The organism is Corynebacterium phoceense (assembly GCF_900092335.1).
Taxonomy (GTDB): Bacteria; Actinomycetota; Actinomycetes; order Mycobacteriales; family Mycobacteriaceae; genus Corynebacterium; species Corynebacterium phoceense.
Map to the genome: position 1 here is coordinate 424,162 of NZ_LT596208.1, position 13,169 is coordinate 437,330.

The window sequence follows — 13,169 nt, forward strand, 5'->3', positions numbered from 1 at the left end:
CAGCACCGCCGCGGCGGTGAGGCCATTGGGCCCGGCGCCCACGACGGCGGCGCTGCGGAGAGTGGTCATGGAGCCAGAATACAGCGAGTCCAAGCCCCAGTAATGGCGACGCTGTTAGCTTCTGAGCACGTCACGCAAGGCCAGCACGCGAGCATCGAGTGCCGTGCGCATGAGGTCACGATCACGCAGACGGATTCCGTGTCCAGCGGCGCGGGCCTCCCATTGAGATACAGCCTCCACGACAGTCGATATGATTGCCTCGAAGGCAGCCCCTTCGATCCCACAGAGTGCCCCGAACTCCCGCAACACGCCGACTTCCGCAGGGAACTGATCCTCACCGAGAATTGAGGTCGCCCGCGGCTGTGCCAACTCCGGCCGAGGGTTCACATCGAATACCGGACTCAATTCCCAGCCGCGTTCTCTTTCAAGGAACCCGTGGTTGCGAAGGTGGTCATCGGTATTTCCCAATGCCACGCTGACCACCACTCGTGTAAAAAGCTCTCGTGCCTGCGCGTCAGGAGCTGCTGCGAGATCGCGCAACGCGTCGAGGACATCGAGATAATCTAAGCGCTCACCATCTGAGCTTCCAGTGGCCGTCATTGCGCTGATGTACCCGAGCCGGTTGCCCATCTCATCACGATCAAACCGCCGCACAATGAGAACGTGTCGGTTCCCCACTGATACAAGGCGACGTTGCGGAACGGAGACGCCACTTGCTTCGAGCAGGTCAAGCGCTGTGGCTTCCCATGCCATCACGTCCCATTCATCCGCCGAGTGGGGAAACTTAGCAAGGCCGAGCGCCCCGTCATCCAGACGAACCGCGGCTTTGGGCCGTTCGCCACCCAAACCTGTACTTCCTGTGTCCAACAACAATTTCACTGCGTGGAGTGGTTCATCATCGTTGACGACCGATCTCGCCGCTTCCAACAATGCGGGCAATTCCATCAGCGGTGGCACAGAGGAATCGGCACCAAGAAAATTTTCCGTACCCTGCCAGCGAAAACGCAGAGCACCCTGTCGCGTGTTGTCGCTAACACCAAGAAAATAGTCAAGCTCATCAAGTTCCCGCACTGCCTGAAGATTTTCCGCATACCCCGCCCTCACAGCTTTATTGATGAGATTGCGTCCCCATCTATCGGGTGCGCTATCACCAAAGGCGCCAACCAACCCCGGATAATGTTGAGCACCGGAAACAAGCGGCAAACTAGGGTCGATGGCAATGTTCCCGCTTGCGAGAAAACCTGAATCGTAGACAAACGTCGTCGATACTGATCGGCGACGTCGGGTAAAAAAGGCCTGCCCCACGAGCATTAGGCCATCTTTGTCCTCGCGGAAGACCTCCAGGACATTGCTTGTTCCACTCATCATGCCCTCTTTCTCTCAAGGCGTCCAGCGCGTAGACGCCCAAGATCACTTTCCAAGGGATCGACCGCAGTGACCACTGCGTCAAGGAGCCCAAGTGCACGCAACACTTGGGCTACATTGCGAAACGACACGGTGGCGTCGCCCTTTTCAATTTTCCGCAGCGTATCGCGGGATATATTCGCCCGCTCGCACACCTGTTGCGCTGTTACCCCCAGCACCATTCGCCAGCCGCGCACGGACTCCCCGATTTCCCTTAGTTCACGGTCAATGCGATATCCAATCATTATTGCCTTCTCACGCTAGCTGGAACCTTCCATCTTTAATGACGACCATACTAGCCATTAAAGGAAGTTGTGACGATTATACTCGCCATTATCTACTTAACCCTTTTGTTTGTGCAGCTCCGCCGCCACTCCGCTCAGAACAACCCACTCTCCAACCCGTACCCAACGCCCTAGGGAGATGACCTTTGCCGCGTCCGCTGAGCGGGGCGGAACCAAGACATTATCGAACAATGAGTAGCATTATCCGACGAAAGAAAACCGGCAAAGAATTGTAGGTCATAGTGGATCAACGAACGACGTCCAAGCGCTCCTTTAATGCGCAGTGGACCATCACGCTCTTCGGCACCGCCGTGGGCGCGGGCATCCTCTTCCTTCCTATCTCGGCCGGCAGCTTTGGTTTTATCCCGCTGCTCATCGCGACGCTCCTCATCGGCCCGATGACGTATTTCTCGCACCATGCGTTCTCGTGGATCATGAACCACTCGCCTATTCCCGGCGCGGACGTGCTCATGGTGCTCACCAAGTTTTTCGGGCGCAATAAGGGCATTCTGCTCGCGGCCATGTACTGGTTCACCGTCTTCCCCGTGGTGCTCATCTACGGCGTCTCCATTACGAACACGGTGGAAAGCCTCATCGTCAACCAATTCCACGGGCCGGAGATCTCCCGGTGGATCCTCGCGCCGCTGTGCGTGGGGCTGATGACGGCAGCGCTCGCCTTTGGCAACAAGGTGATGCTCGCCGCGGCGAATCTCGTGGTCTACCCGCTCATCTTTGCCTTGGGCGCAGTCTCCCTCTACCTCATTCCGCAATGGGATTTCGCATCCTTTATGCAGGCCGGCGACCATAATGCGCTGGGTATCCTCAGGTCTATCCTGCTCATCCTGCCGGTGCTTGTCTTCGCGTTCGCTTACGTCGCGGCCATCTCGCAGTTCTGCGTCGCCGCGCAAAAGGACGGCCGCCCCACCACGAGCGTCATCCGCAACTCGACCATTCTGCTCACGGTCTTCACCATGTTCTTCGTATGGTCCTCCGCGCTGGCCATGGGTGCCGACGGCATGGTTGAGGCCGAGGCTCAGAACCTGCCCGTCCTCTCCTACTTCGCGAACGTCACGGACAACCCGTTCCTGTCCTACATGGCGCCCGTCGTCGTCATCTGCGCGGTGGCGTCGAGCTACTTCGGCCACGCCCTGGGCACCATCGAGGGCACCCAGTACTTGGCAGAGCTCGCCATGCCGGGACTCACGCGCCGGCTTAGCCCCCGCGCCTTCGACCTGTGGACGTACTTCTTTATCTTCGTCACGGTCTCGCTGGCCGCAGTCTTTAACCCCTCGATTCTCAGCCTCATCACGCTCGTGGGCGGCATCTTCTTTACCTTCCTCACCTACCTCCTGCCCATGCTCTGCGTGCACTACGTCCCAGCCCTCAAGCAGTACCGCGGCCGCGCCACCAACGTCTTCGTCACGGTCATGGGCCTCATTGTGCTGGCCACGACCGTGGTCACGATGTTCTAGCGTTTCGTTTGTCCTTCCGACGCCGGGGCCATGCGGGGCTTCGGCGTCTCCGCGTTGCCACACAACGCAGGCTTCTTTGCTCGACTCAGAGGCTTTCTTGCTTCATTAACCCCACAAGCCTCGATTTTGGCCTGAATTTACTGTTTTCACGTCACCCCCGAGCCCATGACCTGTATATATGCAAAAATACAATTCTTTGCCTGCTTCTTGCTTCTACAGTCACATCTTTTATACTGGTGAAAATCAATCCGCTACCGAGCTCCAAGGATCGCTCATGGCCCCGCTGCAGTCCACACCACACGATCAGCTTGTCGCACGTATCCACAGGTTCACCCAACTGCCGGCAGAAATGCCTTGGATCGAATTCAAGGTCAACTCCGCCACCTCCGGCCCCGACATCGCCAAGTACGTCTGTGCTCTCGGCAATTCCGCGACCCTCCACGACGAACAGGCGGGCTTTCTCATCTGGGGAATCAGCGACTCCCGTGACATCGTGGGCACGACGTTCGACTGGCAGACCGCCAAGGGCAAAGGCAACGAAGACCTACTCCCATGGCTCACTCGCGTAGTGACGCCATCCCCCAATCTCACCTTCGAATCAGCCGTTATCAATGGCAACAATGTCGTTCTCCTGCGCGTGCCTGCCGCGCGCACCAGCCCGTATTCATACGACAAATCTCGTTACTTCCGCAAGGGAAGTTACACCAAAGACCTCCTTGATTTCCCTAGTGATGAACGCGCCCTTTGGCAGAAAATCAATCAGTTTGAGTTCGAGACTTCCAACGTGGCCGAAGGCCTCGAACCGGAGGAAGTTTCCGAGTATCTGTCCGAGGAAGCCTTCTTCGCGAACCGCACTGAGATACCCGCCTCAACCGGGCAATCATTCCTCGATCGACTCCGTGAGTCCAAGGCAGTGACTTATTCTCACGAGCTAGGATGGTGCATCCCGGCATGGTCCGCGCTCATGTACGCGCGCTCCATCTCCGCGTTCCCCCTCCTCCACTCCCTCGCCCCGCGGGTCATGCATTTTCGCGACGCATCACGCACCAACATCCTCCGTGAATGGACTATCGACGAGGGCTACGCTCTCGGATTCCCACGCATTATGGAGCTCTTCGCCACGATCCGGCCCGGTGGAGAATCTATCGACACCAGCGGTCGCCGCGTCGAGACCCCTGTCCTCCCCACCGTGGCTTTTCGTGAGGTCCTCGCTAATGCTCTCATGCACCAAGACCTTGAGGCACGCGGAAGCTCGTTAACCATCGAGATCTTCAGCGATCACGTCGACGTGAGCAATCCTGGAGCCCCACTTGTTAGCCCGCAACGCTTCATCGACTCAACTTCTGTGACCCGCAATCCGCACCTCGGCGAAGCGCTGCGGCTTGCTAAGTTCGTAGAGAAGCGCGGCAGCGGATGGGACCGTATCGTCGAGTCACTCGAGGCCGCGCACTTCCCGCCCGCACTCATCCGCACGAACGGCGCAACAACCGTGACATTGAGCGCGTACCGCCCCTTCGCCCTAATGAGCCAGGAGGAAAAGGAAGAGGCCGTCTACCAACATGCATGTCTCAACGTTCTAGAGAACCGTCCGGTCACAAACTCATCCGTACGTCGACGCTTCGGTCTCAAAGACTCTCAAGCGGGGCAAACCACCCGGCTCATCAAGGCCACTGAAGATGCTGGACTCATCAAGCCCTATGATCGCACGGCAGGCGCCCGATCGTTGCGCTACGTTCCCTTTTGGGCCAGCAGCATTAATTAACCTGGCCTCCACGACTGCAACACACCGTACTTCTTTTGTTGCCAGATCGCTTTCTTGCTTCATTAACCTCACCAGCCTCGATTTTGGCCTTAATTCGCTGTTTTCACGGCAACCCCGAGCCCATGACCTGGATATATGCAAAAATCCAATTCTTTGCCTGTTTCTTGCTTCTGACGCAGAAAATTCCTCTTCTAACGGTCACGTCCCTGCCGCACACCGCACGCACCAACCCATGTCGAGGGCCCCTGCTAGCGTATGAATCCTGCACCCCCTACGAAAGGCATAATCATGCGTCCCCTGTTTTCTTCTGAATCCGACGTCGTCTACGCCATGCTGGCGCATGCCTCGGACGCCATGCATTCCTTGAGCGCGGAGCAGCGCAAGGCCATTGCTGCGCGCGTGCCGGAACTCAAGGTGTACAAGCACTGTGGATGTGGCACGTGCCCCACGGTCTATCTCACGGCAGGTGAAGAGCCGCCGGAGCCGCGTCGCGACGCCAACGGCAAGGCCGTCCCGCAAGGCTCCGATTACGTGCTCACCGCCGATTGCCCCGAGGCGATGGTGCTGCTGCACATCGCAGGCGGAATTCCGGTGGAGCTCGAAGTCGCTCCTTTCGACGACCACAAGGTCGAACTTCCTTGGCCCGAACAGCTCGTGTTTTAAGGGATTCTCCTGCCGCCGGTACGAGGAAATCGGTAGATTAGTCGCATGACTAATCCACTTCTTTCCCCCTCCACGCTCCCCTACCAGCTCCCGCCGTTTGCGGAGATTAAGGTCGAGCACTTCCGTCCCGCCATCGCCGAGGCACTCACCCGCCACGACGAGGAGATTAAGGCCATCGTCGACAACACGGCCGACCCGACGTGGGAAAACACCGTCGAGGCCCTCGAGCGCGCTGGCCAGGATTTAGAGCGCGTGCTTTCCATCTTCGGCAACCTGTCGGGCACGGATGTCACGGACGAGATGGAAGAGATCGCCGCGGAGGTCTGGCCGCAGGTCGCCGCGCATTCGGATGCGATCTACCAGAATGAGGTCCTCTACGCCCGCCTCAAAGAGGCGACCCCGCCGGCCGACGAGGAGTCGCAACGCCTCCACGCGCACCTGCTGCGGACTTTTGCGCGCCAGGGCGCGGACCTCGGCGCGGCAGAGAAAGAGCAGCTCTCCACCATCAACCAGCGCCTCTCGGCGCTCTCCGAGGAGTTCGGCCGCAACCTCATGGCGTCCACCCGCGAGCGCGCCGTGCACTTCGACAGCGCGGAAGAGCTCAAAGGCCTGCCCGCCGATCGCATCGAGGCCGCCAAGGCCTACGCCAACGAGGTAGGCCAAGACGGCTACGTGCTCCCGCTCGAGCTGCCCACCGTCCAGTCGGAGCTCGCGCGCCTGGCCGATCCGGCCGCCCGCGCCAAGGTCTATGAGGCCTCGCGCGCCCGCGGCAGCGAGAATAACCTGAGCGTGCTCACCGAGATGGCGCGCCTGCGTGCCGAGCGCGCGCAGCTGCTCGGCTACGACACCCACGCGGACTACGTCATCGCCGAGGAGACCGCGCAGACCGCCGAGGCCGCCCGCCGCATGCTCGTCGAGCTCGCCCCTGCCGCCGAGGCTAACGCCGCCGGCGAAGAAAAGCTGCTCGCCGAGGAAGCCACCCTGCACAACGAGGACTTCGGTGCCGCGGACTGGGCCTACTGGGAATCCCAGGTTCGCGCCCGCGACTTCTCCCTCGACGAGGACGAGCTGCGCCAGTACTTCCCTCTCGACCGCGTTCTCAAGGATGGAGTCTTCGCCGCGGCCCACCGCCTCTACGGCATCACCGTCGTCCCGCGCGAGGACCTCGAAGGCTACGCCGAGGGCGTGCGCGTATGGGAGGTCTTCGACGAAGGCCAAGACCCCACCGCTGATCGCGATAGCGGCATCGGCCTGCTGCTCACCGACTACTTCGGCCGCCCCTCCAAGCGCGGCGGCGCGTGGATGAGCGAGTTCGTGGGCCAGTCCCACCTGCTGGGCACCAAGCCCGTCATCGTCAACGTCATGGGTCTTACCAAGCCCGCGGACGGCTCCCAGCCACGCTTGAGCCAAGACGAGCTCCACACCGTCTTCCACGAGTTCGGTCACGCACTGCACGGCCTGCTCTCCGACGTGCGCTACCCCACCTTCTCCGGCACCCGCGTCCCGCGCGACTGGGTAGAATTCCCCTCCCAGATCAACGAGAACTGGGCCCTCGACCCGGCCATGGTCAAGCGCTACGCCCGCCACGTGGAGACCGGCGAGGTCATCCCGGACGAGCTGCTCACCAAGGTCCGCGAGGCCCAGACCTTCGGTCAGGGTTTTAGCACCGTCGAGTATCTCGCTGCCTCCATCGTCGACCTTGCCTGGCACTCCCTCACGCCTGCCGATGCCGCCGCCATCGCCGCATCCCAAGAGTCCATCGACGCCTTCGAGCGCGCCGCCCTCGACGACGCTGGCCTGCACAACCCGCACATCGCGCCGCGCTACCGCTCCGCGTACTTCAATCACATCTTCGCCGGCGGCTATTCCGCGGGCTACTACTCCTACCTGTGGGCCGAGGTCCTCGACGCCGACGGCTTCTCCTGGTTCAAGGAAGAAAACGCCGCGGGCCCCGAGGCTTCCGATGCCGCCGCCCGCGCCGCCGGCCAGCGCTTCCGCGACCTCGTCCTGTCCAAGGGCGCGTCCCGCGACTTCACCGAGGCCTACCGCGAGCTGCGCGGCCGCGACAAGGACGTCGCCCCGCTGCTCGCCCGCCGCGGCCTGTCCGGCGCCACCGACTAACTGCACACGCCTAACGACACAGGCCCGACTAGACGGAAAATTCGACCGATTCAGGACGGAAAATACGACCGATAAATCGCCGAAAATTCGACCGATAAGTCGCGGAAAATTCGACTGATAGAGGCTGTGAACAGCATGTTCACGCCATGCCCACGCTGCGCGCTAGGGACGGCCCAGCGCGCGGCGGCATCGGAAAGCTAGCGGCTCGCCGAGGTCAAGCTCGCGGACGAGCCGACGAGGATCTCGCGCATGAGCTCCGCGGCCTGAGTGGGGGTCTTACCCACCTTGACGCCGGCGGCCTCGAGCGCGGACTTTTTGCCCTCGGCGGTGCCGGAACCGCCCGAGACGATGGCGCCGGCATGGCCCATGGTCTTGCCCTCGGGCGCGGTAAAGCCCGCAATATAGGCGACGACGGGCTTGGTCACGTGGTCGCGGATGTACTCGGCGGCGTATTCCTCCGCGTCACCGCCAATCTCGCCGATCATGATGATGGCCTCGGTGTCCGGGTCGGCTTGGAAGGCCTCGATCGCCGCGATGTGCGTCGTGCCGATAATCGGGTCGCCGCCGATGCCCACGCAGGTGCTAAATCCGAGGTCACCCAGCTCGTACATCATCTGGTACGTGAGCGTGCCGGACTTAGAAACGAGGCCGATCTTGCCGGGGTTCGGCGCGGTGTTCGCGGGAATGATGCCAGCATTGGAGACGCCCGGCGTGATGAGCCCCGGGCAGTTCGGGCCGATAATGCGGGTGGTGCCCTTCTCGCGGGCAAGCGCGAAGAACTCCGCAGTATCGCGCACGGGCACGCCCTCGGTGATGACGACGACGAGGGGCATTTCCGCGTGGATGGCCTCCTCGACTGCGGCCTTCGTGAACTTCGCGGGGACAAAGATGACAGACACGTTCGCGCCGGTGGCCTTCATGGCCTCACGCACGGAGCCGAAGACGGGGATGGTCACGCCATCATTGAACTCGAGCTCTTCGCCGGCCTTCTTGGGATTCACACCGCCGACGATGCGAGAGCCCGAATCGAGCATGCGCTGGGTGTGCTTCATGCCTTCGGAACCCGTCATACCCTGGACGATGATGGCAGAGTTTTCATCAAGGAAAATCGACATAGAAATCTCTTTCTGGTTCTCGGAATAGGGTTAGACAGCAACAAGGTTTGTGCGGGAGGCGAGCTCCGCGGCGCGCAGTGCAGCCGCATCCATGGTGTCGACCTGTTCGAGGTGGTCGAGCGCTGCTTCTTTGAGGATCTGCCGGCCCAGCTCCGCATTGTTACCGTCGAGGCGCACGACGAGCGGCTTGGGCGCGATGCCATCGGCGGCGAGAATCTTAAAGGCTTGAACGATGCCCTTGGCGACCTCGTCACAGGCGGTAATCCCGCCGAAGACGTTAACGAAGACCGACTTGACCTGGGGATCGCCGAGGATAACCTCAAGACCGTTGGCCATGACCTCCGCGTTCGCGCCGCCACCGATATCGAGGAAGTTCGCGGGCTTGGCGGCGACGTCATCGCCCTCGGCGAGCTTGTGCCCCGCGTACGCGACGACGTCGAGCGTGGACATGACGAGGCCAGCGCCGTTGCCGATGATCCCGACGTTGCCGTCGAGCTTGACGTAGTTGAGCCCCATCTTCTGCGCCTTGAGCTCGAGCGGGTCTGTGGCCGAATAGTCCTGCAACTCAGCGTGGTCGGGATGGCGGAAGCTCGCGTTCTCATCAAGGGTGACTTTACCGTCGAGCGCCAGAATCTTTCCATCGTTGGTTTTCACCAGTGGGTTGACCTCCACGAGCGAGGCATCTTCCTCTACGTAGACTTCGTACAGCTTCTTGAAGACCGGCACGAGCTGCGGGATATCCGCCTCATCGAACCCGGCCTCGTACGCCATGTCGCGCGCGAGTGTGTCCGTCATGCCGTCGAGCGGCGAGAAGCTGCAGCGGATAAGCGCATGCGGACGCTCCTGCGCGAGCTGTTCGATTTCCACTCCGCCTTCTTTGGACAGCATGGCCAAGTACCGGCGCTTCGTGCGGTCGAGCACAATCGAGAAGTAATACTCCTCAGCGATGTCAACACCCTGGGCAACCATCGCCTTGCGGACAACATGCCCCTTGATATCGAGACCCAGAATCTCATCCGCCACGGCTGCTGCTTCTTCTGGACTACGCGCGACCTTTACGCCGCCCGCTTTACCGCGTCCGCCGACCTTCACCTGGGCCTTGACGACAACGAGCTCGCTGCCCGCCTTCATGAGTTGTGCCGCGGCACGTTGCACTTCCAGCGCCGAGGTCGCCATGATGCCGCCCAGCACGGGGACTCCATGCGCTTCGAAGAGGTCACGAGCTTGGTACTCGTAGAGATCCACAATTCCTCCGTTCACAAGTTCTTAGAAGTGTGTCATGCCTCACCTATCCTAAATTTTGCGAGCATCTTTTGCAGAGAAATTGGCAAAGAAGTTAATCTTTGATGCCTGCCCGTCCCTTCAACCTCCCCTGCCACCACCCCGATGCCCGCGCGCTTCGATAGACTTACCAGCTATGGCACAGGACACAAATCTCACGTCGGAACGCGACTTTGACATCATCCTTTTCGGAGCCTCGAGCTTCGTCGGCAAAACCACCGCCCGCTATATCAAGGCGAACCATCCCGAACTCAAGGTGGCGCTTGCCGCCCGCAGTGCCGGGCGAGTCAACGGATTGAAACTCGGCTACCCCGTCATCGTTGCCGACGCCATGGACGCCAAAGCCATGGACGCACTCGCCAAGCGCGCGAAGGTCATCATCACAACCGTGGGCCCGTACACGCGGTACGGCGATAACCTGGTCGCCGCCTGCGCCCAGAACGGCACCGGCTACGTAGACCTCTGCGGCGAGGCGCTCTTCATCCGCCGCAGCATCGACAACTGGCACGAGGTCGCCCAGGAGACCGGGGCCCGCATTGTCCATTCCTGCGGATTCGACTCCGTTCCCTCCGACATGGGCATGTTCTACCTCCACCAGCACGCGAACCGCCCGCTCACCGAGGTCACTATGTCGGTGGAACGACTCTCCGGTGGCCTGTCCGGCGGCACGATCGACTCCATGCGCGAAGTCAGCGCCGACGCGAAGCGCATGCCCAAGGGCGGCGCAATCCTCCACAGCCCCCATTCCCTTTCGCCGGACCACAAGCAGGAGCCCGACCTCGGCCCCGAGCCTGACCGCTTCGTGGAATACGACGAGCTCGTGGGCCAATGGGTCGGCCCATTCTTCATGGCCATGTTCAATACGCGCGTCGTGCGCCGTTCCAACTCGCTTATGAATCACGCCTATGGCGAGCGCCTGCGCTACCGCGAGGCGATGACCACCGGCCAAGGACTCCTGGGTCAAGCAAAAGCACAGCTCCTCCACGCCGCGACAGTCGCCGGCTTCGCACTGATTATGATTCCCAGCCTGCGCAAGCCCCTCTCCCGCTTTATCCCCGAACCAGGCGACGGCCCCAAGGACATTGAGAAGGGTGGCTTCACCATCGCCCACTACGGCAAAGACGAAGACGGTCATGTCTATGTCACCGAGGTGTCCGCCGAGGGCGACCCAGGGTACAAGACAACCGCCATGATGCTCACCGAAGCAGCCGTCACCCTCGTGAACCATCCTGGCGAAGGCGGCGTCCTCACGCCGGCAACAGCGCTCGGCGCCCCTTATATAGAGGCATTGGATTCCCACGGCATGCGATTCCGCGTCCGCCAATAATCCCATCCACAGCGCCCAGCCCCCGCGAGGGACGCGTTGTGGGCTGTGTTGATAGCTTCTGCAGCTACGCCCGGGCTTAGCCGGCGTTGCGCAAGGCGGTGGCGAGACCGTTCATCGTCACCTGGATGGTCTTCGAGACGAGGAAGGAGTCGTCGCCAGCGCGGTAGCGGCGCAGCAGCTCAAGCTGGACCGCGTTGAGCGGCAGGAGGTACGGGTAACGGCGCTTCAGGGAGCGAGCCTGGCGCTGGTTTTCCGCCGTGAGGTCCGCGTTGCCGGTGACCTTGAGGTAGACCTCGCGGGTGAGCTCAAACTCGTCAGCGATGAGCGTGTAGATGCGGTCGGCCACGTCTTGGTCGCTCACGAGGTTCGCGTAGAGACGCGCGAGGGCGATCTCCGCCTTGGTCATGACCTGCGCCATGTTGGACAAGACGGCGCGGAAGAAGGGCCAGGTCTGGTAGAGCTCGCGCAGCTTATCCCAGCGCGCGGCGTTCTCCCCTGCCCAACCGGAAAGCGCGGTGCCTACGCCGAACCAGCCGGGGACGTTGGTACGCGACTGCGACCAAGAGAGCACCCACGGGATGGCGCGGAGGTCAGAAATCGCGGTGGTCTGCTTACGGGCCGCGGGGCGGGAGCCGAGGTTGAGGTCGCCGATTTCGTGGAGCGGAGTGGACTCGGTGAAGTACTGGATAAAGCCCGGGTCGCCGATGAGCTCACGATACTTTTCGCCGGAGCGCGCGGAGAGCTCGCGCATGAGCGCGTAAGAACCTTCTGGGTCGGCGATGGGTTCGGTATCAAAGAGGGAGGCCTCGAGCGCGCCGGCCGCGAAGGCCTCGAGGTGGCGGCGAGCGGTCTCGGGCGCGCCGTATTTCGCGGAGATGACCTCACCCTGCTCGGTGATGCGAACAGAACCGGAGACGGCACCCTTGGGCTGGGCAAGGATGGCGTCATAGGTCGGGCCGCCGCCACGGCCGACGGCGCCGCCACGGCCGTGGGCCAGACGCAGCTCAACATTGTGGCGCTGGCACAGCTCGACAAGTTCGAGCTCCGCGTCGTAAAGCGACCAGTTCGCCTGAAGGTAGCCGCCGTCTTTGTTGGAATCCGAGTAGCCGAGCATGACTTCCTGGACGTCGCCACGAGCGCGCAGGTAGTCGCGATAGAACGGCAGGGACCAGAGCTCTTCCAGGATGTGGGCGCCGGCCTTCAAGTCATCGATGGTCTCGAAGAGCGGGACGACGTCGACGTGGGTGAGCCCCACCTCCTTGAGCAGAACCATGGGCTCGAGGATGTCGCTCACGGTACCGGTCATAGCGATGATGCAGTGCGCGACGGAGCGCTCGCCGAACTTCGCGACGGCCGCGGCAGCCGCGCGGAAGATACCGAGCTCCTTCTCCGCGAGCTCGCCCAGCGGGGCGTGGTTCGGGTAGAGCAACGGGCGCGGCGTACCCAGCTCACCCACGAGAAGCTCGACGCGGGCAGTCTCGTCGAGCGAAGCATAGTCGTCGGTGAGACCGGCGGCAGCAAAGATATCGGCGAGGACGGCCTCGAAGGACTCAGAGTTCTGGCGCATGTCGAGCGTGTAGAAGTGGAACCCGAACGTCGAGATAGCGTCGCGCAGGCGTGCCAGACGGTCCTCGGCGATGATGTCGTCATTGTGCTGGCGCAGCGAACGGTCGATGATGTCGAGGTCATGCTGCAGCTCCGCGGGCCCCTCGTATGGCTCGGCGGGCGCGGCACCCGAGG

General features: G+C 61.8%; 10 protein-coding genes. 5 read left to right on the top strand and 5 right to left on the bottom strand.

The window, feature by feature from the left end:
- Positions 1-114 precede the first annotated feature (114 nt).
- Positions 115-1,368, bottom strand: a complete 1,254-nt coding sequence (locus BN9444_RS06145) for a type II toxin-antitoxin system HipA family toxin (protein WP_233423555.1) — start codon at positions 1,366-1,368, stop codon at positions 115-117.
- Positions 1,365-1,649: a helix-turn-helix domain-containing protein gene (locus tag BN9444_RS06150; protein WP_068801598.1), complete on the bottom strand. Its 285-nt coding sequence runs from the start codon at positions 1,647-1,649 to the stop codon at positions 1,365-1,367. Before BN9444_RS06150 ends, BN9444_RS06145 begins: the two co-directional genes overlap by 4 nt.
- 281 nt (positions 1,650-1,930) lie before the next feature.
- Between BN9444_RS06150 and BN9444_RS06155 the strand changes: the two genes are divergently transcribed.
- The 4 genes from BN9444_RS06155 (at position 1,931) to BN9444_RS06170 (ending at position 7,706) form a co-directional block, all read left to right on the top strand.
- Complete coding sequence (locus tag BN9444_RS06155; RefSeq protein WP_233423556.1) at positions 1,931-3,160, top strand: amino acid permease; 1,230 nt, start codon at positions 1,931-1,933, stop codon at positions 3,158-3,160.
- A 274-nt stretch (positions 3,161-3,434) separates the two neighbouring features.
- Complete coding sequence (locus BN9444_RS06160; protein WP_068801600.1) at positions 3,435-4,922, top strand: RNA-binding domain-containing protein; 1,488 nt, start codon at positions 3,435-3,437, stop codon at positions 4,920-4,922.
- Between the two features lie 288 nt (positions 4,923-5,210).
- The gene (locus tag BN9444_RS06165; RefSeq protein ID WP_066484959.1) at positions 5,211-5,585 is read left to right on the top strand and encodes a hypothetical protein; all 375 of its coding nucleotides are present in this window, start codon (positions 5,211-5,213) and stop codon (positions 5,583-5,585) included.
- A gap of 45 nt (positions 5,586-5,630) precedes the next feature.
- Positions 5,631-7,706 (top strand): M3 family metallopeptidase, encoded by a 2,076-nt coding sequence (locus BN9444_RS06170; protein WP_068801601.1) that lies wholly within the window; start codon positions 5,631-5,633, stop codon positions 7,704-7,706.
- Positions 7,707-7,903: 197 nt separating this feature from the next.
- Here BN9444_RS06170 and sucD read toward each other — a convergent pair whose 3' ends face one another.
- Positions 7,904-8,821 (bottom strand): succinate--CoA ligase subunit alpha, encoded by a 918-nt coding sequence (sucD, locus tag BN9444_RS06175; protein ID WP_066484952.1) that lies wholly within the window; start codon positions 8,819-8,821, stop codon positions 7,904-7,906.
- A gap of 30 nt (positions 8,822-8,851) precedes the next feature.
- Positions 8,852-10,066, bottom strand: coding sequence for an ADP-forming succinate--CoA ligase subunit beta (gene sucC, locus BN9444_RS06180; protein WP_068801602.1), 1,215 nt, complete (start codon positions 10,064-10,066; stop codon positions 8,852-8,854).
- 172 nt (positions 10,067-10,238) lie between these two features.
- Between sucC and BN9444_RS06185 the strand changes: the two genes are divergently transcribed.
- A complete protein-coding gene (locus tag BN9444_RS06185; RefSeq protein WP_068801603.1) occupies positions 10,239-11,429 on the top strand; it encodes a saccharopine dehydrogenase family protein in 1,191 nt (396 codons plus the stop codon).
- Positions 11,430-11,505: 76 nt separating this feature from the next.
- Here BN9444_RS06185 and BN9444_RS06190 read toward each other — a convergent pair.
- Positions 11,506-13,169, bottom strand: a 1,664-nt coding sequence (locus BN9444_RS06190) for a phosphoenolpyruvate carboxylase (protein WP_141681569.1), incomplete at its 5' end; no start/stop codon positions are given.